Below are 23,004 nucleotides of genomic sequence, written 5' to 3'. Positions count from 1 at the left end.
CGTCGAGCGACACCTCGACTCGCTTCGCTGTACGACCGATATCCGGGGAGGACCGGCTCCGGACCGAGCCCCTCAGAGGCTCGGTCCGGTGCCCTGAGCGACGGCGACGCGGTCGACGAGCTCGGCGAGGGCCTCGACTCCGCCCGACTCGGCCATGCTCGCGGCGATGCGCCGGGCGCTCTCGCGATAGGCGTCGTCGCGGAGCACGGCGCGGACAGCATCCCGCACCTGCGCCGGGGTCGGCGTCTCGGTCTTGATGCGGCGCCCGACTCCGGACCACTCGATGCGCGCTGCGACCTCGGGCTTGTCCTCCTTGCCGCCGCTCGTGACGATCGGGATGCCGTAGCGCAGCGCGTACTGGACGCCGCCGTAGCCCCCGTTGGTCACGTAGACGTCGGTCTTGGGGAGGAGATCGTCGTAGGGCAGGTAGCTCGCGGCCCGGGCGTTGGCCGGCAGCGGCGGCAGCGTGTCGAGCGGCCGCCCGCCGGTCGAGACGACGACGAGCACGTCGTCGTGCGCAAGCCCTTCGAGAGCGGGCCCGATGATCTGCGCGTAGTCGTGGTTCGCGATCGTCCCCTGCGTCACGTGCACGACGGGCTTCGAGCCGTCCAGATCGCTCCACCACTCGGGGAGGGCGATGTCAGCGGGGGCACCTGTCATCGGCCCGACGAAGTGGAGGGTCCCGGGCGCGTCGGATCGGGGGTACTCGAACTCGGCGACCGTGAACTGCGCGATCGCCTCGGCGTGCCGCGGCCAGTCGAGGACGGGGAACGGCAGCGGCCTGCCGTGGATCTCGCTGTTGATGGCGGATGCTGCGCGCTGGGCCGCCGGGAAGACGCTGCGCGCCGCGGCAGCCGCCAGCAGGCGATTGCGCAGCCGGCCGACGGGTCCACGCAGGGGTGTCAGCCCCATTCCGTACGGGGCGGTGTCGCGGCTCGCGATCGGAAGCGGGACGACGCCGCACACGATGAGGGGAGGACGCTTGCCGACCGGATACCCGAGTGCGAACGCGCCCCCGACGAAGGCCGTGTCGGTCAGGATGGCGGCGGCCGGGGTCTCCCCGTGCGCCGCCATGAGGGTCTCGAACTGACCACGGCCGGGTTGGACGAACAGATGCTCTATGTCGAAGGCGATCGCCTTGGAGCCGCTGAGACCCGCCCGCTCGGGGAACATCTCGTCCGGATCCTGACGATCGTCGAACTCGGCGTCGGGCGGGAGGGCGATATGTCGCGCTCCCGTGGCCTCGACGACGGCGGCGAATCGGCTTCCTGTGATGAACCGGACCTCGTCGCCTCGCTCGACGAAATATCTCGCGACGGGGAGCAGCGGACCGACGTGGCCGTGGATAGGGACGGTCGCAATGATGATCGACGACATGATCCACCCCTTTTGGTGGCACCTTGCGGTATTGAATACCGCAGACCAGTATTCACCGTTATGGTACGGTAGTCAATGATGGATCTCGCCAGCGGCAGTGGCCGACCCTACCGTTCCGAACTCCGCGAGCGGCAGGCCGCCGAGACCCGTCACCGCGTCATCGAGTCCGCGCTCCGGCTGTTCAGCCGGCAGGGCTACCGTGCGACCACATTCGCGCAGATCGCCGCCGACGCGGGGGTGTCCGTCGAGACGGTCCAGAAGCACGGCCCCAAGACGTCGCTCCTCCAGTCCGCCGTCCAGCTCGCCGCCTTCGGCGTCGAGGGCGAGAGCGACATCTTCGCCACCGACGTCGGCCGGGCGATCCTGGCGGTCCGTGACGCGGATGAATTCGCCGCACTGCTGGGCGAGCTGATCCTCGCCGTCAACGCGCCCTCGGCGGGTATGTGGATGACGATCGCCGGCGCGGCGCGGGGGGACGAGGAGCTCTCCGCCTATCAGTCGGAGCTGCTCTCCGGCATCCGCTCCCAGGTCGGGCGCGTGCTCCGCTACCTCGACGAACGCGGCTGGCTGCGCAGCGATCTCGCCTTCGACGACCTCGTCGAGGCCGTCTGCGTCATCACGGGCCCCGAAGCCTACGTGCGCTTCGTCGAGTTCGACGGCAAGTCGGCCGAGGCCTACCAGGCGTTCGTGACGCGGATGATGCGCGAGACGGTGCTGAACGTCACGCGCTGAGCGGACGATAGGCGAAGTCGCGGAACCGCACCGACCCGTCGCCCGCGGCGTAGAGCGCGGGGCGCAGGCTCAGGAGGTCGCCCATCGTGTTGGCGTGGTATCCGGATGCCTCGTACCGCACGCCGTGGCGGATCCACTCGCCGCCGGGCTCGCGGTACCAGCCCGTCACGATGTGCTCGTCGTTGCGCAGCCGCAGCTGCAGCCGGCGCACGGCCGGGGCGGGCTCGCGCCAGTGCGTCACGCGTCCGCCGGAGTAGGACAGCATGCGCTGCCCGTCGATCCCCATGCCGCAGAACATGCGGTCGTTGAAGAAGAGGAGCAGTCCGCCTTCGGAGCCGTCCACCTCGAGGTCGACCTCCACCTCGTACGAGTGGTCGCCGACGACGAGCGCGAGCGGCGACGTGTCGCCGGGTTCTGAGCCCTTGCCCGCCATCACGAGGCCGTCGTCCAGGCGGAGTCGGGATGCCTCACCCGGCGAGGGCGCGTGGAAGGTCCACCGCTCGCCGAGCCGGAGGGCCGAGAAGTCGTCCTCGAATCCGATCGCAGGATGCTGTGCGCCGGCGCCGGCAGGTGCGTCGAGCGTTCCCCCGATGTCGTGGAGCCCCGCGACGGGCCACCCGTCGTCGGTCCAGGCGATGGGCTCGAGGAGGATCTGGCGCCCGAGGGTGCGGTATCCGTTCTCATACCCGTGCGACACCATCCACCAGTCGCCGTCCTCAATGGGGCTGCGCGCCGAAGCCCCGGCGCCGGGACCGCGCACCAGGGTCGCGTGCCCGCGCGACCACCACCTCTCGGCGGCATCCGTCGTGCGCGCGATCGGGTTGTGCGGGCTGTTCTCCCACGGCCCGTGCACCGAGCGCGAACGCGCGACGATCACCATGTGCCCCGTCGGCGGCCCGCCGGTCCCGCCGACGGCGCTCACGAGGTAGAACCAGCCATCGGGTGCCTGTTGGCGCTCCGCCCCGAACCCCCGGCCCGCTGACCCTCGCCAGAAGAGCTTCGGTCCCTCGAGCGCGTACGCCTCCGTGACCCACTCGTCGGGGTAGCGCCACCCGTCGTAGACGTGCTCGAGCTCGCCGACCGTCGCGAGTCCGTCGTCGGTCAGCGCGATGCGCCGGACGCCGTTCACGAACAGATACCGCTTGCCGTCCTCGCCGACGACGTGCCCGGGATCGATCGCCCACCGGATGCCGAGATCGATCGGCTCCGACCACGGGCCCTCCATCGAATCGGCGTGCACGACGAAGATCGCCGGCTCCTCCACCGCCGACCACGGCGTCGGGATGAACGGGATGTAGATGAAGAAGCGTCCGTCGACCTCGGCGATGTCGACGGCGAACGTGCTGCCGAGCGGCTCGGCGAGCGCCGACCCGCTGTACGTCCAGTTCACGAGGTCCGGCGAGCGGTACAGGAGCAGGCCCGGAGCCGACTCGAACGACGAGTACGTCATCCAGTACTCGTCGCCCACCTTGATGACGGCCGGGTCGGGCCGGTCGCCGCCCAGGACGGGATTGACGAAGACGGGGTCAGACACGGGCGAGACCCCCGACCGCCGCAGCGACCGAAAGCTGCGCCGCGATGATCCGATCCTCGAGGTCGTCCGTCTCGACGCCGAGCCCGTGCGCGTCGATGTGCTCGACGGTCGCGGCGAGACCTTCCTCGATCGAGACCCTCGGGACGAACTCCGGGATGTCGCGCTGCACCTTGTCGGCGCTGAAGAGCATGTTGTGCGCGAAGACCTTCGTCGCGAAGAGGAACCGCTGCGCGTCGATCGCCTCGAGCACGTCCGCGGGCACGCCGACCTGCTCGACTTCGCGCCCGACGACGCGCATCTGCGCGGCGTGGAACTCCTCCCATGTCGTGTGCTGCGGATGCACGAGGTGGTACGTCTGGCCGATGCAGTGCTCCTTGCCGAGCGCGCCGACGAACGCGAGTGCGGCATCGTCGACGTGCAGCAGGTGGTGCGTCACGCGGCCGTCGCCGACCTTGATGATCGGCTTGCCCGCACGGATGCGCGAAACCCACGTGCTCTCGATGCCGAGCTGGCGCAGGGCGCGGCGCGGCCCGTAGGTCGTCGACGGCCGCATGATCGTCACCGGGAAGCCGGAGCCGTAGTGGGCCTCGAGCAGGACCCGCTCGGCCTCCGCCTTCGCCGCGGCGTACGGCACCGACGGCCGGACCGGGTGATCCTCCGTCACGGGCAGCCGGTCGAACCGCTCGCCGAGCACGGTCACGGTCGACGTGTGCACGACGTGCCCGACATCCCGGAACGCCCGGATGCTGGACCGCACGTCCGCGGGAGTGAACGCGATGACGTCGATCGCCGCGTCGAACCGGCCGGCCTGCACCGCCGACTCGAAGCGCTCCTCGTCGTGCCGGTCGAGGACGATCGTCTCGACGCCGTCGGGCGCGGCCGCTGTCGTCCCGCGATTGACGCACGTGACGTCGTGGCCTTCGTCCAGCAGTCGCCGGACGATGCTCGTGCTGATGTTGCCGGTTCCTCCGACGACGACGACCTTCATGCGCCCTCCTCCGTTCGGGTCCGAAGCTCGAGCCGCGCGAAGAAGTCGGCGAAGAGCAGGCGCGCGTCGATCGTGTCGTAGACCACGAGCGGGCGCGGTTCGGGATGCTGTGCGTACGTGCCGTCCTCGACGATCCAGGGTGCATCGACCGTGCGGAAGATGCTCGACTCGGTCCCCAGCGCCGTGATGAGGACGGGCGGACTGTCGCCCATGGGCCAGATGCCGCCGATGCGGATGAAGTCGGGCGGCGACGTGAAGCGGTCGTAGAGCCACGCCCCGAACTCCCCCGCCCGCCGCAGCCCCGTCTCGAGTTCGGCGATCGACATGAGGCACTGCCGGTAGACGTGCTGCGGCACCTGCGCGACCCGGAGCCGGGACTCGTTGAATACGAACTGCGCCGCCGCGACGTCGAGCGCCAGGTTGTACTCCCACGCCCCGTCCGGGTATGCGCCGCCGCCGATCCAGACGAGCTCCGCGCGGTCCGCGAGCGTGGGATCCTCGCGCAGCGCCGACGCGACGTTCGTGAGCGGCCCGCCGCACGCGATGACGAGCGGCAGCTCGTCGTCCCGCCGCGACTCCTCCAGGATGAGCCGCGCGCCGTCGGTCGCGCCGGACAGCTCGTCGAACCGCACTTGCACGTCGTCCGACACAGGCGGCTCGTCGACGCCGAGCCGTCGGATGAGCTCCTCGGCGACCTCCCGCGCCGGGCTTCCGGCGTCGTACGGGAGGCCCTCCATCGCGATCGACGTCCCCGTGACTCCGCGGATGACCGCCGCGTCGGCGAGGAGGTGATGCGCGAGCGCGAGCAGGCCATCCGGGTCGCCCGCGAAGTCGTTGTCGACGATGACCCGCACCTGCGGTGTCACGGGGATGCGGCGGTAGGCCGTCACGACGCCACCCGGATCCACTCCGCGAGGGCCTCGATCGTCGGGAGGGCCGTCGGGTCGGCCGGCTCGTTGATATGGCCGTGGCCCGCACCCGCCTCGAGGTGCAGCGCCGTCGGGATGCCGGCATCCTGCAGCATGGCCGCGAACGCCTCACCCGAGGGGCGTAGGTCGTCGAGTTCGCACACGACGACGATCGTCGGCGGGAAGCCCTCGACCGGGCCGAGCGCGGCGAACGCGTGCGGGTCGGCCAGGCCCTGCGGCGTTCCCGCGAAGTTCAGCGCCAGTCCGCCGTGCGGCGAGTCGAGGTCGACCTCGTCGGAGGCCGCCGGGCCGTTCGGGTGCACGACGGGATAGACGAGCGCGAGCCCGCCAGGGACCTGCTCGCCGGCATCCCGCAGTCGCGCGACCGCGCCCGCCGTGAGGTTGCCGCCCGCGCTCGCGCCGCCCAGCACGACCGACGCAGCGGGGACGCCGAACAGCTCCTCCGCGTGGGTGGCCGCGTGGCGCCAGGCGGCGAGCACGTCGTCGGACGGCTCGGGGAAGTGCACGTCGCCCAGGCACTTGATGTAGTCGACGGCCAGGACGGGGATGCCGCGGGCCGCGAGCTCGAGTGCCACCCAGTGCGACTCGGGCATGTCGAGGTGCCCGCCGATGAACGCGCCGCCGTGCACCCACACCAGGGCGCGACCGGATGCCTGTGCAGAGGCATCCCGGTACAGCCGGGCAGGCACGAGCCGGCAGCCGTTGCCGCCCGCGCCGTCGATGCGGATCTCCCACGTCTCGACCGAATCGAGGTGCGGGAAGCGGCGGCGCAGCGAGGCGTCGTCGATGTCGGGACGCGGGTCGACGGGCTCGCCGTGCTCGGCCAGCCAGCGGACCGCCTCGGTGATCGGGAGCGTGCGGAAGTCGACGGTGTCAGACATGGGTGTCTCCAGGCTGGTCATGGTTCAGGGTAGGCCGGACGTCCGGTCGTTGAGCGAGGGAGCGAAGCGACCGAGACGAAACGCGCCGACCGATGGCTCGAGGCGTTTCGTCTCGCTTCGCTCGCTCAACGACCGAAGGGTCAGACCCCGAGCACGGGCTGCACCGTCCGCATGGACGCGCGGATCAGGTCGTGCTGCCTGCGGACGAGGAGCAGCGGGTCGACCTCGCCGAGCTCCGCGAAGGCGTGACCCTCCCATTCGCTCGACCAGTAGCCGCGGTAGCCGCCCTCGACGAAGACGCGGACGAGCTCGGGGTAGTCGATCGCAGGCTCCTGGCCGTGCTCGTCGATGTCGTAGAACTTCGCGTGGACGTGCTTGATCTGCGGCATGATGTCCGCCCACTCGCGCGGGTCGACGTGGCCGTGCATGTTGAACGCGAGGTGCGCGAACGAGCCCAGCCGACCGGGGTCGAAGTCGCGGCTGTTCAGGTAGGCGATGAACTCCTGCTGCCGCTCGCGCATCGGGGCATCCGTCGCCCAGATCTCCTGCAGCCGCGCGATCGCCTCGTCGTCGAGCCCCGCGCGCCGCACGGCCCGCAGAAGCGTCGGCGACATGCTGTGCATCGTCGCCGAGAAGTCCGCGACGAAGCCGAGGAGCGGCGAGTCGAGGTCGGCGTACACGTCGCGCACCTTCTGGATCTCGGGCGCGTTGGGACCCATCGGCGCATGGATCTCGTAAGCGAGCGTGAGGTCGAGCGACTCGGCGACCGGCAGGAGCCGGCGCAGCAGGTCGGGCTTCGCGCTCTGGATGCGCACGAGGGGGAATCCGAGCTTCTTCGCGCCCTGGAAGAGCAGCTCGCTGAACTCGAACTCCTCATCCGGCGTCATGTCGCGATCGCGGCGGCGCCCCATGTCGAGGTTGGCGCCGAACGAGCTCGCGTCGAACCCGTGACGGTCGAATGCGGCACGCCACTGCGCGACGAACTCATCCGACACGACGGGGTACGTCGGCAGCACCTGCGACGCGACGATCTCGATACCGGGACCGATGCCGAGTTCCGCGACGCGGTCGAGCAGTCCGTCGAAGTCGTACCAGCCGGCGCGGAACTCCGCGCTCGCCGAGTAGAGCGTCAGGCCGAGCTTGAACGGGTCGTCCTCGGCCGCGGGCGGAGGAGGAGAGACGTCCGACACGGTCGCGAGCGCGGGCGCGTCTTCGTCGGTGACGGTCAGGGTGAACGCCTGGCGCACGACGTTCGGCACGTACATGCCCGGTCCGCCGTCCTGGCCGGGCGCGATCTGCATGTAGGGCAGTCGCAGCTCCCCGAAGATCTCCACCTCGTGCTGCTCGCCGAGCGCGACGGGCTGGTCGCGCCGGACGATGAGAAGCGGATGCTGTTGCAGGAACCACAGGGTCGCGCTCTGCTGCGGCAGCTCGGCGATCGCGTAGCGCGTTCCGCCGAGCTCGACTGCGAGGTCGCGCTCGGGCACCTCTACCCCGTCGACGGTGACGCGCAACGTCGAGACGGACGACAGCCACAGGCTGCGGTACCACGGGAGCGTGAGCTTGAGCGCGAGCCCGTCCGGGTGCGGACGGAGGCTGTCTTCGGCGATGAGTCCGTTGGGCATTGTTCTCTCCGGTCGGGTTCGAGTGGTCAGAGTCGGGGTCGGGCTTCAGAGCAGGGTCGGGCTTCAGAGGCGGGAGGCGATCGAGCGGATGAGGGAGTGCTGGCGGCGCACCTGCTCGATCGAACGCCACGGGGTGCGCTCGCCCTCGTACTCGCTCGACAGATAACCCGAGTAGCCGGCGTCCTTGAGTGCACGGAGGACCGGCTCCCACGGGATCTGCTGGTCTTCGAGGTTCTCGTCGATGTCGTGGAACTTGGCCTGGATGAAGACGACGTGCTTCGCGATGTCGGCGATGTCGGCGGGGTCCACGGCGATGCCGTCCATGAAGGCGGGGCGGCGGCCGGGCAGCTCGCCGGGCTTCAGCGGGATCGGACGGTCCTGGAAGATGCCCGTGTCCAGCAGCAGGCCGAAGTGCTTGGTCCCCGTGCGCTCGATGAGGTCGATGTAGTCGTCGACGACCTCGTGCTTGATGGGCGTCGGCGAGTGGATCTCGGGGCAGATCACGACGTCGAGATCGGCCGCGAGGTCGAGCGAGCGCTCGACCGACTCGGTCCAGATCGGGTGCGGGATGAGGTCGCTCGACACGACGCCGATCTTCGGGCGCACGAAGCGGAACCCGAGGCGCCCCGCGAGCCGCAGATCGCGCTGGAGCATCCCCGCCCCCTCCTCGGCCGTCAGGTCGCGAGCGTTCGCGCCGCTGGAGTGCAGGCGCGTGTCGATCCACGAGCCGTAGTTCGTCGGCTCGAGCGAGTACTTCTCGAGGAGTGCGAACCAGCGATCGATCCACTCCGTCGTGGGCTCGGGGTAGCGCTCGATGTGGCCCTCGCCGAGGATCTCGACGCCCGTCGCGCCGACGTCGGCGACGGCGGCGAGCGCCGTCTCGAGGTCCATGACGGTGCCGTAGTCGGTCATGAAGCTGTAGAGGCTGACGCCGTACTTGAACGGACCGCCCTCCTCGGACGACGTCAGCGTGATGTGCCGCGAGACCTCGTACGTCGACGGCTGGTGCTCCTGCGGGATGTACGACATGCGAAGCCGCAGCTGGATCGACACCTCGTGCGTTCCCTCGGGCAGGCCGCCGGGGAAGGGCACCGTCACGATCGCGGCCTCTTCGAGGGGCCAGCGCACCCCCTCGGAGTCCCACAGCTCCTGCAGCGTGCAGGTCCGGCCGGCGAATGTCCACAGCGGCACGTCCGCGGGCACGTCGACGAGGGAGCCGACGCGGACGGCGACACCGTCGATGAGGGATGCCGCCATGCCGCGGTACGACGGCATGCGCAGCCGGAACTGGAACCCGGTGACCTCGCTCCCCTCGCGGACGTTGCGGAAGCCGACGGACTGGATGAGGTCTCTCTCGAGAAGCATCGATGCTCGCTCTCTGGGTCGGGCCCGCGAAGCTGCGGACCGGGAGTCCCTCTCAGCGTATCAGCGTTACGTGCGATTCTGACATAAGTAAGATGAATGTGCGCATAACCATCACACCCTGTGCTCATCGCCCCGAGCGATGCCACCTACCGGGCTCATAGACCGCACGGATACACTGGCCCGAGGCATCCCGAACCGGAGGACCACACCGTCGTGTCCGATCAACCGCTCCTCTCCCGGCTCGACCTCAATCTGCTCGTCGCGCTCGACGCCCTGCTCACGGAGCGGAGCGTCACGCGGGCGGCCGAACGGCTCCATTTGAGCCAGCCCGCGCTCAGCGCCTCGCTCGCCCGCCTGCGCACGCACTTCAACGATCCGATCCTCGCCCGTCGGGGCAACAGCTACGAGCTCACGCCGCTCGCGCTGCGGCTCACGGAGCACACCACGACCGCGCTCGAGGCCGCGCGCAGGGTCTTCGAGAGCCAGGCGACCTGGAGCCCGCGGGATTCGACGCGCGAGTTCTCGATCTACGGCTCGGACTACGGCTTCGCCACGATCGGCAGCGAGGTCTCGCGCCTGGCCGCCGAGTCCGCGCCCGGCGTGCGGTTCCGCTTCATGCTGCACAACCCCTCGATCGTCGACGACGCCCTCAATCGCCTCCGCTCGGCCGACGGCATGGTCATCCCGCACGGCTACCTCGTCGACCTGCCTTACGCCGACCTCTGGCGCGACGGCTGGGTCGTGGTCGCGTCCGAGTCGAATGAGCAGGTCGGGGACGAGCTGACGATGGAGGTGCTCGGCGCCCTGCCGTGGGTCTTCACGTACCAGTCGCGGACGGCCTTCACGTCGGCGGCGCGGCAGCTCCAGCAGCTCGGCATCGAGCCGCACGTCGAGACGGTCGTGGAGAGCTTCCTCGCGCTGCCGCACTTCATCGCCGGCACGAACCGCCTCGGCCTCATCCAGGCGGGGCTCGCCCACGTCGCGGAGTCGGTCGCGGGCGTGCGGACCCTCGCGGCGCCGTTCGACGCGACGCCCGTCGTCAATGCGCTGTGGTGGCATCCCGTGCACGGGCGGGACCCCGAGCACGCCTGGATGCGAGGCATCTTCGAGCAGGCCGCCAAGCTCGTCTCGTCGCGCCTGCACCCCTCCGCGCTCGCGGCCGGCCGGGCCTGACCCGCCCGCGAAGAGCCGCGGGGTCGGTCAGCGTTCGAGGACGACGGCGAGGCCCTGGCCGACGCCGATGCACAGCGCCGCGACGGCGACTCCTCGTCCGCGCCGCTTCAGCTCGTGCGCCGCGTGGCCGATGATGCGGCCGCCGGATGCGCCGAGCGGGTGGCCGATCGCGATGGCGCCGCCGTGGATGTTGACCTTGCCCGGGTCGAGGTCGGGCCACAGCTGCATGCACGCGAGACTCTGCGACGCGAACGCCTCGTTGAGCTCGACGAGATCGACGTCGGTCCACGTCCGTCCCGCGCGCGCAAGGGCGCGGTTCGCCGCCTCGACAGGTGCCACGCCGAACACGTCCGGGTCGTTGCCGAACACGCCTCGGCCCGTGATGCGGGCGAGGGGCTCGGCATCCATCGCACCCTCGCGGCCCAGAAGCACAGCCGACGCGCCGTCGTTGATCGACGAGGAGTTGCCCGCGGTCACGGTGCCGTCCTTCGCGAAGAGGGCGCGCAGGCCCCCGAGCTTCTCGATCGTGGTGTCGTCGCGGATGCCTTCATCCCGCGCCAGCTCGCAGCCTTCGACCTGCACGATCTCGGGGTCGTAGATGCCGGCATCCCACGCCTCGGCCGCGAGCCGGTGGCTGCGCAGCGCGAAGGAGTCCTGCGCATCGCGCGAGATGCCGTAGATCTCCGCGAGCTTCTCTGCGGACTCGCCGTTGGAGATGGTCCAGTCCGCGCGGAACGCCGGGTTGACCATCCGCCAGCCGATCGACGTGTTCCACATCGTCTGGTTGCCGACGGCCGGCCACGGCTTCGACGACTTCTCGACGACGAACGGCGCGCGGCTCATCGACTCGACGCCGCCTGCGAGGACGATGTCGGCATCCCCCGCCTCGATGGCGCGCGAGCCCTGGATGACGGCCTCGACCGACGATCCGCACAGCCGGTTGACGGTCACACCCGGCACGGTCGTGGGGAAGCCCGCCAGCAGCGCGCCCATGCGCGCGACGTCGCGGTTGTCCTCCCCGGCCTGGTTCGCATCGCCGAAGATGACGTCCTCGACGCGGCCCGGGTCCAGGCCCGTGCGCTCGACCGTCGCCTTCATGACGACCGCGGCGAGGTCGTCGGGCCGGACCGCCGAGAGCGCGCCGCCCGCGCGCCCGAACGGGGTCCGCACGGCGTCGTAGACATGGGTTGCGGTCATGTCAGCTCTCCTCTCCGGGGTGCACCCGATCGCTGAGCGTCGTCGAAGCGTCGAACCCGAGGATCGCAGGGTCTAGGGTTCGAGTGTGAGCGAGGCCGGGATCGGCACGATGTCCTCGCGCAGCCGGATGATGTCGCGCGCGTGCTCGTGGAGGCGGAGATCCGCGGCGGTCTGCGGCACCCACTGCGGCACGGGCGAGGCGACACCGTCCTCTCCCGGCACGACGAAGACGCTCAGGCACTGGGTCGTGAGGGTCAGGTCGTGCGGCATCCGCGGATCGGCCGAGGACACCCGGATGCTCACGTGCATGCTGTGCGCGCTCGTGTAGACGATGCGGGCTTCGACCTCGACGAGGTCGCCGATCCGGACCGGCGCGAAGAAGTGGATGCCGCCCGAGTACACGGCGACGGCGGCGCTGGCAGCATCCCCATCCCTCGCCCACGACGCCGCGCACGCGTACGCGGCCTCGTCGATCCAGCGCATGACGGTGCCGCCGTGCGCCTTGCCGCCCCAGTTCACGACGCCGGGCGGCACGAGGAACCGCATCGTGACGCTCGGCGCCTCGGTGGGTGCTCCGTAGTCCTCGCCGAGCATGAGGCTCTTGATCTCGGTGCGCGACGGGATGCGGTCGAGCGCCGCCGCCGCGAGCTTGCGGTCCGAGCGCGAGACGGGCGTCCACACCGGCACTTCCGTGGGACGGCCGCCGGCGTCCTTCGCGACGAAGATCAGGATGCACGTCGTCGCGGGCGTGTACTCGCGCGTCGAGACCTCGGCGGACGACACCGTCACGACGACGTGCATACTCGTGCGGCCCGTGTGGACGAGACGCGCCTGCACCTCGATGAGGCTTCCCGGCGCGATGGCGCGGCGATGGCGCACGTTGCCGACGTACGCCGTGACGCAGTACGCGCCGGACCAGCCGACGGCGCACGCGTAGCCCGCCTTGTCGATCCACTCCATGACGCTCCCGGCCGCGACCGAGCGGCCACCCGCAGCGGTGTCGGCGGGCGTCGTCATGAACCGCAGCGTGATGCGGTCGTCGCGGCGCACGGTGCGGGCCTCGAGCGTCGGTGTGGTCACGCCGTCAGCCTAGAGTCGCGGCATCCCTCCGGACAGACGGATGCCGCACCCCGACCCTCTGCGCTTGCCACCCGCGAAGGAACCGGGGTTTTCACTCCTCGTCCGCGAGCACCTCGCTCGCGATGCGGAAGGCCGTGTTGGCGGCGGGGATGCCGGAGTACACGGCCGACTGCAGGATGAGCTCGCGGATCTCGGTGACCGACAGGCCGTTGCGCAGCGCCGCGCGCACGTGGAGCGCGAACTCCTCGTGGTCGCCGTGCGCGATGAGCGACGTGAGCACCGCGATCGACCGCGAGCGCCGGTCGAGGCCTGGTCTGGACCAGATGTCGCCCCACGCGACGCGGGTGATGAAGTCCTGGAAGTCCGCGGTCAGGTCGGTCGTGTTCGCGATCGTCCGATCGACGTGCTCATCGCCGAGGATGCGGCGGCGCACCGTCGTCCCCTGCTCCCAGCGCTCCGCGTCGGAGAGTCCTTCGTTGGTCGTCATGCGGCGCTCCCTCCGTCGGGGTCTGCAGGTGGCCCTCGTCGGCCGTCCGCGTCGCGACGAGCGTAGCGCGCTCGTGGTCGGCGAGGGAGACCAGAAGTCGACCGCTCGTCAGGGCGTGCCGAAGCTGTGCGCGGTCTTGATGGCGGCGACCGCGTCGGAGGCGAGGAACGCGAGCACGTCGCGGGCGGCAGCCGGCTCGGCCGATGTCGTCGCAACCGCCCCCGCGAACACGGTGTCGATCGCGCAGTCGGGCGGCAGCACGCCGAGGATGCGCACACCGGTCTGCCCGACGAGCTCGCTCAGCTGCTGGAACCCGAGGTCGGCCTCCCCCGTCGCGAGCAGGCGCGCGACCGGGACCCCGGGCCGCGCCTGCACGAGGCGGTCACCCACGTCGCCGGCCAGGCCCCACTCCTCGATCGCCTCGACGAGAGCGGTGCCGCTCGGACCGGTCGAGTACCCGACGCGCTCGGCCGCGAGCAGCGCCTCGCGAGCCCCGCGGGCATCCGCGAACGCCGGGCCGTCCGGTCGGCTCGCCGGCTCCTCGCTGTGCGACGGCACCGCCACGGCGACCTGCGAGAGCACGAGCGGAGTGACGGATGCCGCATCCACGTGTCCCTCCGCGGCGAGCCGGTCGAGCGCCCCCTCGGCCAGTAACACCAGGTCGAACTGCTCCCCGGCGGCCACGCGACGCGCGGCGTCGACCCCACCGACCGATTCGAGCTCGGTGTGAGGCAGCCCCGCGGCGACCGCGGCGGCGTTGAGATCGGCGAGGACAGCGCGCGTCGCCATCGACGAGATCGCCTTCATCAGCGCCGCGCCACCGGCTGCTCGAACGACTCGGCGTCGACCTCGCCCGATCCGGTCGCGTTGTAGCGCGGCCCCGAGACGGTCGACGTGTCGATCAGCTCACCGGCCCGCTCCAAGAGCTCCGGGTCCACCGCGACCTCCTGCGCCCGCTGGTTCTCGCGCACATGGTCGATGTTCGTGGTGCCGGGGATGGGGACCACGTGCTCACCGCGCGACAGCAGCCACGCTAGCGCGAGCTGCGCGGGCGAGCAGCCGGCTGCTGCGGCAAGGGAACGCCATCCGGGCAGCAGCGCCGCGTTGGATGGCCAGTGGTCGGGCTGGAAGCGCGGCATGGCGCGTCGGATGTCCTTGGCGGCGAGCTGTTCCGGGTCGCCGACCGAGTCCGCCAGGAAGCCGCGCGCGACCGGCGAGAACGCGACCAGCGCCACTCCGCTCTCGCGCGTGGCCTCGAGCATGCCGAGCTCGGGGTTGCGGCTCCACAGGGAGTACTCGTTCTGCACGGCCGCGATCGGAGCGACTGCCTGCGCCTCGCGGAGCCGCGCGACCGACACCTCCGACAGCCCGATCGCACCGATCTTGCCGGCATCCCGCGCCTCCGCGAGCGCGCCGACGCTCTCCGAGATCGGGACCGTCCTGTCCCACCGGTGCAGGTAGTAGAGGTCGATGTGGTCCACGCCGAGCCGCGCGAGCGACGCGTCGACCTGCGCGCGCAGCGTCGCGGGGCGGCCGTCGATGACCTTCACGCCGTCGACCATCGCCATGCCGCCCTTGCTGGCCAGCACCACCTCCTCGCGTCGCCCCGCGATCGCCCGGCCGACGAGCTCCTCATTGCGCCCGCCGCCGTACAGTGTGGCGGTGTCGAGATGCCGCACACCCTCGTCGAGGGCGCTGCGAAGCACGGCCAGCCCCTCCTCCGGCGTCGGCGGCACGCCGTAGGCGTGGCTGAGGTTCATGCAGCCGAGACCCAGACGAGGGAGAGTCAGCGTCATCCGAGCTGCTCCTCCAGCGCGCCGAGCACGCGGTAGCAGTCGATGACCTGACGCAGCGACGAGTTCGGCTCGCGCCCCTCCTGGATAGCGGAGACGAACTCGCGATCCTGCAGCTCGATGCCGTTCATGCTCACGGCGACCTGGGACACGTCGATCGGCTCGTCACGACCGTTGAAGAGGTCGTCGTAGCGGGCGATGTACGTCTCGGTGTCGCCGATGTATCGGAAGAACGTGCCGAACGGCCCGTTGTTGTTGAACGACAGCGAGAGCGTGCAGATGGCGCCGGTCTCGCTCTTGAGCTGAACGGACATGTCCATCGCGATGCCGAGCTCGGGGTGGATCGGGCCCTGGATCGCGTTGGCCTGCACGATGCGGCCGGCCTGGTAGGCGAACAGGTCGACCGTGTGCGCGGCGTGATGCCACAGCAGGTGGTCGGTCCACGAGCGCGCCTCACCCTTGGCATTGGTGTTGGTGCGGCGGAAGAAGTACGTCTGCACGTCCATCTGCTGCACGGCGAAGTCGCCGGCGAGGATCCGGTTGTGCACGAGCTGGTGCGAGGGGTTGAAGCGGCGCGTGTGACCCACCATGGCCACGCGATCGGATGCCTCGGCGACGGCCAGCGTGGCCTCGGCATCCTCCAGCGAATCCGCGAGCGGGATCTCCACCTGCACGTGCTTGCCGGCCGCGAGCACCGCCTGCGTCTGGGCGGCGTGCACCTGCGTCGGCGTGGCGAGGATGACGGCGTCGACGTCGTCGCGCTCGAGCACGGCGTCGAGCCCGACGACGGCGTGCGGCACGCCGTACTTCTCGGCCACGGCCTGCGTGGGCTCGAGCTTCGTGCCGCTGACGACCGTCACCTCGGCATCCGGGATGTTCACCAGGCCGTCGAGGTGCTTCATCCCGAAGGCGCCGGCTGCACCGACGACGGCGACGCGGACCTTGCCACTGCTCATGCGTTCTTCCTTTCGCGGTGGGGAATCAGGATGTCAGGCGTTCGCAACGGCCGCGGTTTCCGCCGGCTCGGGGGCGAACACATGCTCCGCGGGCTCGGCCGCACCTTCTTCGTCGGCGGCGGCGACCGTCCTGCCGACCGGGTTGCTGATGACGAGGTGGCCGACGGCGGTGTTGGACGCTGGGACGTGGTAGAACCGGTGGTCGGTCGAGGGTTCTTCGCCGCCGAACTGGTCGTCCATTGCACCGCGGGCGATCAGCCAGTCGACGAGCTCGATGCCCTCGGATCCGGCCTCGTCGACGTACTCCATGTGCGGCCACTCGGTGAGCCCCAGCGGATCGGCGATGAGGTGGTCGAGGAAGGCGTTGTCCCACTCCTTGTTGATGAGTCCGGCGCGCGGGCCCTGCAGCTGGTGGCTCATGCCGCCGGTGCCCCAGATCTGCACGTTGAGCTCTTCACCGTCCCACTTGTCGATCGCGCGACGAAGCGCCTTGCCGAGCTCGTAGCAGCGACGCCCGGAGGGCACCGGGTACTGCACGACGTTGACGGCGAGCGGGATGACACGCACCGGCCACTGCTCGTCGGGGCCGAGCTCGCCGTAGACGAGGGACAGCGGCACGGTGAGCCCGTGGTCGACGACCATCTCGTTGACGAGGGTGAGGTCGAAGTCGTCCTGGATGATCGACTGCGCGAGGTGCGCGGCGAACTCCGGATAGCCCTTCACGTCAGGAACCGGGCGGGGTCCGTACCCCTCGTCGGCGACCGGATACTCGGCTCCCGTGCCGAGCACGAAAGTCGGGATGATCGAGGCGTCGAACGCGGTCGCGTGGTCGTTGTAGACGAGGATCACGACATCGGGGGTGTTCTCCTTCGCCCACTTCCGCGTCCACTGGTAGCCGTCGAACACCTGCTTCCAGTAGGGCTCCTCGGTCTTCCCGAGGTCCATCGCGGCGCCGATCGCCGGCACATGCGACGTGAACAGCGCCGAGGTGTACTTCGCGGGAGCGTCAGGCCGGAACGTGTTCGCCTTCTCGGTCCGCGGTGGGGTCCAGCCGTCGAGGTCCTTCAGGCGGTTGCCCTCGGGCCGGCGCCCGCCGCCGACCATCATGTCGCGGTAGGCGGCCTCCGACATCCCGGTCATGGAGCCGGCCATCTGCTGGAAGCTCAGCCCGTGCGTGGCACCGATCTTGCTGAGGAAGTAGATGTTGCCGCCCTCGGCGATCATGGTGTTCAGATCCATGTCGAGCACGGCCTGACGCTGCACCGGGTTCAGCGGCCACTCGTCGAGGTAGGCCTCCTGGTCGGCGAGGAAGCGCGAACGGTTCTCGGGCTTCATGAGCGACATCGAGAACTGATTGAGGTGATAGCCCTTGCGGGCCTGCTCGGCATCGAAGATGGTCGTGCCGGGGATGTCCTTGTAGGGCTTGTCGAGTGCCATTTCAGTCTCCTTCTGGCCAGTACAGACGCCGGGGGTTGTCCACCAGCAGCTGCTGCTGAAGCTCGGCGGTGGGGGCGATCTGCGGGATGTAGTCGACCAGCAGCCCATCGTCGGGCATGTGGTCCTTGAGGTTGGGGTGGGGCCAGTCGGTGCCCCACAGCACCCGATCGGGGAACTCCTCGACCACGCGACGGGCGAACGGCACGACGTCCGTGTATGCGCGCTGTTCGCCATTCAATGCACGCGGGCCGGTGACGCTGAGCCGTTCCGGGCACGACACTTTCGTCCACACGTTGGGGTTCTCGCGCATGAAGCGCAGGAAGAGATCGAACTCGGGACCCTCGGGGTCTTTCGTCACATCGGGACGCCCCATGTGGTCGACGACGATGTCCGTCGGAATCGCCGAGAAGAAGTCGTAGAGCTCGGGCAGGTCCTCGGATTCGAAGTAGATAACGACGTGCCAGCCGAGCGGCGCGATCTTGGCGACGATCGCGTCGAGGGAATCGGTGGGTACGCGGTCGACGAGGCGCTTGACGAAGTTGAACCGGACTCCGCGCACGCCCGCGGCGTGCAGTTCGGCGAGCTGCTCCTCGGTCACGTCGCGGCGCACCGTCGCCACGCCGCGCGCGCGTCCCTCGCTGCGCTGCAGCGCGTCGACCAGCGCGCGGTTGTCTGCGCCGTGGCACGTGGCCTGCACGATGACGTTGCGGTCGAAGCCGAGGTGGTCGCGCAGCGCGTACAGCTGCTCGGCCGATGCGTCGCACGGCGTGTACTTGCGCTCGGGGGCGTAGGGGAACCGCTCGCCTGGTCCGAACACGTGGCAGTGCGCGTCGACGGCGCCGGCGGGCAGCCGGAAGACGGGGATGCTGGGCCCCTCGTACCAGTCCAGCCAGCCCGCAGTCTTCTCGAAGCCGCCGCTCGTCTCACCGTGGGCGATGGTCTGCGTCTCGCTCATCGTCAGTCCTCCACGTATTCCAGGCCGGCCGCCGCGAGCGGCTCGCGCATGCCGTAGATATCGAGCCCGAGGACGCCCGCGCGGAACTTCTCGCGCTTGGCCTCCTCGTTCGCCTCGCGGGTTGCGGACGCCTCGGCCACGGCCGCGACGAGCTCTCGCGGCACGATCACGACTCCGTCGACGTCGGCGACCACGACGTCGCCAGGGTTCACGACGGCGTTGGCGACGACGACGGGGATGTTGACCGACCCGAGCGTCGCCTTGACCGTTCCCTTGGCGTTGATGGCGCGGGAGAAGACGGGGAAGTCCATCTTCTCGAGGTCGGCGACGTCGCGGACGCCCCCGTCGATGACGAGGCCCTTGCAGCCGCGCGCGGTCAGCGACGTCGCGAGCAGCTCGCCGAAGAAGCCGTCCTCGCTCTCCGTCGTGCAGCCCGCCACGATGACATCGCCCTCCTGCACCTGCTCGGCCGCGACGTGGAACATCCAGTTGTCGCCGGGCTGCAGCAGCACCGTGACAGCCGGACCGCAGAGCTTCGCGCCGCTGTACGCGGGCCGGATGTACGGACGCAGGAGTCCGACGCGACCCATCGCCTCGTGGATCGTGGCGACGCCGAACTGCGAGAGGCGCGCGACGTCGGCGGGGTCGGGGCGCTCGATGCGGGTGCGGACGATGCCGAGGCTGTTCAGTCGCATGGTTGTTCCTGTCAGAGTCCGCGGGCGGTCAGCGCCCGGTCGAGGCGCGGGTACACGCGGCGTGCGTTGGTCGCGAAGACCTGGGCGCGCTCCGCGTCGTCGAGATTCGGTGTCGCGTCGACGTACCGCTTGGTGTCGTCGAAGTGGTGTCCTGTCCGGGGGTCGATGTCGCGGACTGCGCCGATCATCTCGCTCGCGAACAGGATGTTGTCGGTGGGCACGACTTGCGTGAGCAGGTCGATCCCGGGCTGGTGGTAGACGCACGTGTCGAAGAACACGTTGCCCAGCAGGTGCTCCTCGAGCTCCGGCTTGCCGAGCGCCATCGCGAGGCCGCGGAAGCGGCCCCAGTGGTAGGGGACGGCTCCGCCGCCGTGCGGGATGACGAGCTTGAGGTCGGGGAAGTCGCGGAACAGGTCGCCCTTGAGCAGCTGCATGAACGCCGTCGTGTCGGCGTTGAGGTAGTGATCGCCCGTGGTGTGGAAGACCGGTTTGCACGAGGTGCTGACGTGGATCATCGCGGGGATCTCGTACTCGACGAGCTTCTCGTAGACGGGGTACCACGACCGGTCGGTCAGCGCCGGTGCAGACCACTTCCCGCCGGACGGGTCGGGGTTGAGATTGACGGTGACGGCGCCGAGCTCTTCGACGGCGCGCGTGAGCTCGGCCACGGTTGTCTCGGGAGCGACTCCCGGCGACTGCGGCAGCATCGCGCCGGGCAGGAAGCGGTCGGGGAAGAGCTCGCTGACGCGGGCGCACAGATCGTTGCAGATCCGCGCCCAGGTCTCGCTCACGGCGAGGTCGCCGATGTGGTGCGCCATGAACGACGCGCGGGGGCTGAACACCGTGATGTCGCTGCCGCGCTCATCCATGAGCCGAAGCTGATTGGCCTCGATGGTCTCGCGGATGTCGTCATCGCCAATCCGCAGCGCAGCGGGGTCGGGCGCGTCGCCGCTGCCTTCCGCGAAGGCGATCTGCAGGTCGCGCCATGCGCCCAGCTGCGCGTGCGCCGTCGTGTAGTGGCCATGGATGTCGATGATCAACGGGCGTCCTTGTCGCTGGCGGGATCCGGAATCGGCGAGGTGGGCGCCCCTCGGCGGCCCTGCCGGATGCTGTCGACCACGACTCTAAGCCGCCCCCAGACCTGTGGTCCAATAGATGTAACCGGCACGCCCAATAGATACGATCGATGCGTGCCCTTCGCCGACCTGAACCAGCTGCGGACATTCGTGGTCCTGTACGAGCTGCGCAGCCTCACGGCGGCGGCCGACCGCCTGCACGTCACGCAGCCCACCGTCAGCTACACGCTCGCGCGCCTGCGGGAGCGTTTCAAGGACGACCTGTTCCGCCGCGAGGGCCACGTCATGGTTCCGACGGCACGAGCCGTGCAGCTGTTCGGGCCGCTGCACGAGGCGCTGGCGCAGATCGACGCCACCGTGAGCGCGCCGGACGCGTTCGACCCGGCGACACTCGACGGCGAGCTCGCACTGGCGCTGACATCCATCGGCGAGCAGACCTTCCTGCCGCCGATCATGCCCGTCCTGGCGCGCGAGGCCCCCGGGCTTCACCTTCAGGTCGCGCGGCTGGATGCCGACCGGGTCGAGGACGGCCTCATCCGCGGGTCGATCGATCTGGCGATCACGGTCTCGCTGATGGGCTCGCCCAGCCTCTGGCGCACACCCATCCGCAGCGTCGAGTACGTGGCCCTCTCCTCGTCCGCGCATCCCCTGCCGGCGACCGGCCCGGACATGTTCGCGGGGCGCCGGTTCGTGCGCGTCTCGGCACGCGGGGGTCACGTGTTCCCGTTCCAGACGATGGTCGAGCACGGACTCATGACCCAGGTCGCGCTCACGGTCGAGGAGTACGCGTCCGTGCCCGCCGTGCTGGAGGCGACAGACCTGGTCGTGCTCCTGCCGCGCCACGTGGCCGAGGTGTTCTGCGGATGGTTCGCGGGTCTGCGGATCGCGGAACTGCCCTGGCCCGGCCACAGCGCCCCGGTCGCGCTCTACACGCGTCGCGAGGCGGCCCTGTCTCAGGCGCAGCGGTGGTTCCGGTCCGCCGTGTTCGACGCGGTCGCCGCCGACGAGTACCGCGAGCGCTAGTCCTTCCGGCGGTTCCAGCTCGCCTTCGCGGGGGCGATGGGGCTGCGGACGTGGATCGACCACGTGGAATGCGGGTGGATCGAGAGGATCGCCTTCTCGAACCAGGCCCGGGCCTCGTCCGAGAGCTCGGGGAAGACGGCATCCTTGTCGGCGTCGTCCTGGGGCCGCGGCCGCAGAGCCTTCCAGACCAGCTGCACCTCGGGAGCGCCCGTCGGGATGCCGCCGACCTCGAGCACGGCCCGATCCCACGGCAGCTGGAGCCGGGGATCGCGTCGGTACAGCCAGGCCCGATCCGTGCCGTCCTCGACATTCACCTTGAGAGCCCACGCGCCGGTGCGCTCGTCACGCACCCGCACGGGCTGCAGGTCGGCGTCGCCCGGTGCCTCGTCCCACGGGACCACGTCGTCCTCGCCGTGCGGCGCCCACGCGGAGTACCCGCTCGGCAGCGCGCGGACGAGCGGCGCCAGCTCCGCCGACGTCGTGCTGACGTCCGCGTCTTCGCGCTCCCGGATGGGCCGACCGAGCCAGTGATCGAGCGCGGCCCCTCCCGACAGCCACCACCGAGCGGGCGATGCGGCGAGCAGATCCGCGGCAGCGCGGGGCGAGAGCGGCTCCCACGGCGTGTCGGCGATCGGCTGGGCAGGCAGCATCACCTCAGGCTACCGCCGCGATCGCGCACCGGGATGCCCACGCCCGCTCGTGCGCCGGGACGCGTGTCATCCTGGGGCATGGCCAACTCGCCGTCGGGCGACTCGATGACGCAGCGCATCGTGCGCGTGCTCGAGACGTTCACGACCGAGCGGACCGTGCAGACGGCGTCCGAGATCGGCCGTCGCGCGGGACTGCCGTCGTCGACCGCCCATCGGCTCGTCGACGACCTCGTGCGCGAGGGCCTGCTGGAACGGGATGACGAGCACAGCGTCCGGCTCGGCATGCGGCTGTGGGAGCTCGCGCTGCGGGGTTCGCGCGCCCTGCGTCTGCGGCAGGCGGCGCTGCCGTCGATGGAGCGCATCCAGGCGCGCGTCCGCGAGCACACCCAGCTCGCCGTGCTCGAGCACGACGCCGCACTGTTCGTCGAGCGGCTCTCGCATCCGGATGCCGGCGCGAACATCACCCGGATCGCCGGCCGCCTTCCGCTGCACGCGTCCTCGTCGGGGCTCGTGCTGCTCGCCTACGCCGAACCCGACGTGCAGGAGCGGGTGCTTGCGGCGCCGCTCGCGGCAGTCGCGCCCGAGACGGTGACGGATGCCGCGTCCCTCCGCCGCGTCCTCGGCGGCATCCGCCGCTCGGGCTTCGTCGTCTCACCGGGCTCGGTCGAGTCCGTCTCGACGGGGGTCGCGGTGCCGGTCCGCGACGAGACCGGCGACGTCGTCGCGGCGCTGTCCGTCGTCCTGCCGCGCGAGACGCCGACCGAGGTCGCGATCACCGAGCTCCTCCGCGCCGCCCGCGACATCCGCTCCGCCCTCTCCCGCCGCTGACGGAAGACGGCCGACGGAGCACGGTGGCCGTCCCTCGCTCTGCGCGTGTGTCTCCGGTCCTCTCCCAGCCGACAGGTCAACCACGCATTCGCAGGCCCGATCAGCGAAAAGTTCCCTGCGATCGCGTGGTTGACCTGTCGGTCAGCGGGGCGGAGAAACGCCAGGAGCGAACGTGCCCATTGAACGGGAAGATTCGACCCGCGCAGCGAGCCGGAGCCGCACA

At 70.3% G+C, this 23,004-nt stretch carries 22 protein-coding genes; 4 read left to right on the top strand and 18 right to left on the bottom strand.

Translation table 11 applies throughout. The features are described from left to right. Positions 1–72: 72 nt before the first annotated feature. Positions 73–1,377, bottom strand: coding sequence for a nucleotide disphospho-sugar-binding domain-containing protein (locus ABZ477_RS07225; RefSeq protein ID WP_360130127.1), 1,305 nt, complete (start codon positions 1,375–1,377; stop codon positions 73–75). A gap of 78 nt (positions 1,378–1,455) precedes the next feature. On the opposite strand from ABZ477_RS07225, the gene ABZ477_RS07220 reads away from it, so the two are divergent. Then, entirely contained in the window at positions 1,456–2,109 is a 654-nt protein-coding gene (locus tag ABZ477_RS07220) for a TetR family transcriptional regulator (protein ID WP_360130124.1), read from the top strand. Here the strand turns inward: ABZ477_RS07220 and ABZ477_RS07215 are convergent. The 6 genes from ABZ477_RS07215 to ABZ477_RS07190 form a co-directional block, all read right to left on the bottom strand. Continuing rightward, positions 2,099–3,643 carry a family 43 glycosylhydrolase gene (locus ABZ477_RS07215; protein WP_360130122.1) on the bottom strand — a complete coding sequence of 515 codons (1,545 nt, stop codon included), beginning with the start codon at positions 3,641–3,643 and terminating at the stop codon, positions 2,099–2,101. The genes ABZ477_RS07220 and ABZ477_RS07215 overlap by 11 nt on opposite strands. After that, positions 3,636–4,631, bottom strand: coding sequence for an NAD-dependent epimerase/dehydratase family protein (locus tag ABZ477_RS07210; protein ID WP_360130119.1), 996 nt, complete (start codon positions 4,629–4,631; stop codon positions 3,636–3,638). The genes ABZ477_RS07215 and ABZ477_RS07210 overlap by 8 nt, the downstream gene beginning before the upstream one ends. Beyond that, positions 4,628–5,521: a nucleoside hydrolase gene (locus tag ABZ477_RS07205; RefSeq protein ID WP_360130116.1), complete on the bottom strand. Its 894-nt coding sequence runs from the start codon at positions 5,519–5,521 to the stop codon at positions 4,628–4,630. Before ABZ477_RS07205 ends, ABZ477_RS07210 begins: the two co-directional genes overlap by 4 nt. Continuing rightward, complete coding sequence (locus ABZ477_RS07200) at positions 5,518–6,441, bottom strand: alpha/beta hydrolase (RefSeq protein WP_360130113.1); 924 nt, start codon at positions 6,439–6,441, stop codon at positions 5,518–5,520. Before ABZ477_RS07200 ends, ABZ477_RS07205 begins: the two co-directional genes overlap by 4 nt. Positions 6,442–6,581: 140 nt before the next feature. After that, positions 6,582–8,066 (bottom strand): DUF6379 domain-containing protein, encoded by a 1,485-nt coding sequence (locus ABZ477_RS07195; protein ID WP_360130110.1) that lies wholly within the window; start codon positions 8,064–8,066, stop codon positions 6,582–6,584. Between the two features lie 63 nt (positions 8,067–8,129). After that, the gene (locus ABZ477_RS07190) at positions 8,130–9,431 is read right to left on the bottom strand and encodes a DUF6379 domain-containing protein (protein WP_360130107.1); all 1,302 of its coding nucleotides are present in this window, start codon (positions 9,429–9,431) and stop codon (positions 8,130–8,132) included. A 213-nt stretch (positions 9,432–9,644) separates the two neighbouring features. Between ABZ477_RS07190 and ABZ477_RS07185 the strand changes: the two genes are divergently transcribed. After that, on the top strand, positions 9,645–10,604 hold the full coding sequence (locus ABZ477_RS07185) for a LysR family transcriptional regulator (RefSeq protein WP_360130104.1): 960 nt from the start codon (positions 9,645–9,647) through the stop codon (positions 10,602–10,604). 27 nt (positions 10,605–10,631) lie between these two features. Here ABZ477_RS07185 and ABZ477_RS07180 read toward each other — a convergent pair whose 3' ends face one another. The 10 genes from ABZ477_RS07180 to ABZ477_RS07135 form a co-directional block, all read right to left on the bottom strand. After that, positions 10,632–11,801: a thiolase family protein gene (locus ABZ477_RS07180; RefSeq protein ID WP_360130101.1), complete on the bottom strand. Its 1,170-nt coding sequence runs from the start codon at positions 11,799–11,801 to the stop codon at positions 10,632–10,634. Between the two features lie 72 nt (positions 11,802–11,873). Next, positions 11,874–12,881: a hotdog domain-containing protein gene (locus ABZ477_RS07175; RefSeq protein WP_360130098.1), complete on the bottom strand. Its 1,008-nt coding sequence runs from the start codon at positions 12,879–12,881 to the stop codon at positions 11,874–11,876. A 91-nt stretch (positions 12,882–12,972) separates the two neighbouring features. Continuing rightward, positions 12,973–13,368 carry a 4-carboxymuconolactone decarboxylase gene (pcaC, locus tag ABZ477_RS07170; protein WP_360130095.1) on the bottom strand — a complete coding sequence of 132 codons (396 nt, stop codon included), beginning with the start codon at positions 13,366–13,368 and terminating at the stop codon, positions 12,973–12,975. Between the two features lie 108 nt (positions 13,369–13,476). Continuing rightward, a complete protein-coding gene (locus tag ABZ477_RS07165; protein ID WP_360130092.1) occupies positions 13,477–14,157 on the bottom strand; it encodes a substrate-binding domain-containing protein in 681 nt (226 codons plus the stop codon). Between the two features lie 17 nt (positions 14,158–14,174). Then, on the bottom strand, positions 14,175–15,164 hold the full coding sequence (locus ABZ477_RS07160; protein WP_360130089.1) for an aldo/keto reductase: 990 nt from the start codon (positions 15,162–15,164) through the stop codon (positions 14,175–14,177). Next, positions 15,161–16,117: a Gfo/Idh/MocA family oxidoreductase gene (locus tag ABZ477_RS07155; RefSeq protein WP_360130086.1), complete on the bottom strand. Its 957-nt coding sequence runs from the start codon at positions 16,115–16,117 to the stop codon at positions 15,161–15,163. Before ABZ477_RS07155 ends, ABZ477_RS07160 begins: the two co-directional genes overlap by 4 nt. Positions 16,118–16,150: 33 nt before the next feature. Then, on the bottom strand, positions 16,151–17,554 hold the full coding sequence (locus ABZ477_RS07150; protein WP_360130083.1) for a protocatechuate 4,5-dioxygenase subunit alpha/beta: 1,404 nt from the start codon (positions 17,552–17,554) through the stop codon (positions 16,151–16,153). A gap of 1 nt (position 17,555) precedes the next feature. Further along, on the bottom strand, positions 17,556–18,509 hold the full coding sequence (locus ABZ477_RS07145; protein WP_360130080.1) for an amidohydrolase family protein: 954 nt from the start codon (positions 18,507–18,509) through the stop codon (positions 17,556–17,558). A 2-nt stretch (positions 18,510–18,511) separates the two neighbouring features. Then, positions 18,512–19,204, bottom strand: a complete 693-nt coding sequence (gene ligK / locus ABZ477_RS07140) for a 4-carboxy-4-hydroxy-2-oxoadipate aldolase/oxaloacetate decarboxylase (protein WP_360130077.1) — start codon at positions 19,202–19,204, stop codon at positions 18,512–18,514. A gap of 11 nt (positions 19,205–19,215) precedes the next feature. Beyond that, a complete protein-coding gene (locus ABZ477_RS07135; RefSeq protein ID WP_360130074.1) occupies positions 19,216–20,244 on the bottom strand; it encodes an amidohydrolase family protein in 1,029 nt (342 codons plus the stop codon). A 150-nt stretch (positions 20,245–20,394) separates the two neighbouring features. Between ABZ477_RS07135 and ABZ477_RS07130 the strand changes: the two genes are divergently transcribed. Then, positions 20,395–21,303 (top strand): LysR family transcriptional regulator, encoded by a 909-nt coding sequence (locus tag ABZ477_RS07130; RefSeq protein ID WP_360130071.1) that lies wholly within the window; start codon positions 20,395–20,397, stop codon positions 21,301–21,303. Here the strand turns inward: ABZ477_RS07130 and ABZ477_RS07125 are convergent. Next, on the bottom strand, positions 21,300–21,953 hold the full coding sequence (locus ABZ477_RS07125; RefSeq protein ID WP_360130068.1) for a hypothetical protein: 654 nt from the start codon (positions 21,951–21,953) through the stop codon (positions 21,300–21,302). The two genes, ABZ477_RS07130 and ABZ477_RS07125, sit on opposite strands and share 4 nt — an antisense overlap. Positions 21,954–22,031: 78 nt before the next feature. Here ABZ477_RS07125 and ABZ477_RS07120 point away from each other — a divergent pair, with 78 nt between their 5' ends. After that, complete coding sequence (locus tag ABZ477_RS07120; RefSeq protein WP_360130065.1) at positions 22,032–22,781, top strand: IclR family transcriptional regulator; 750 nt, start codon at positions 22,032–22,034, stop codon at positions 22,779–22,781. The last annotated feature ends 223 nt before the right edge of the window (positions 22,782–23,004 follow it).

This window comes from Microbacterium sp. NPDC019599 (assembly GCF_040632175.1).
Lineage (GTDB): Bacteria > Actinomycetota > Actinomycetes > Actinomycetales > Microbacteriaceae > Microbacterium.
This window is presented reverse-complemented; position numbering and strand designations above follow the sequence as displayed.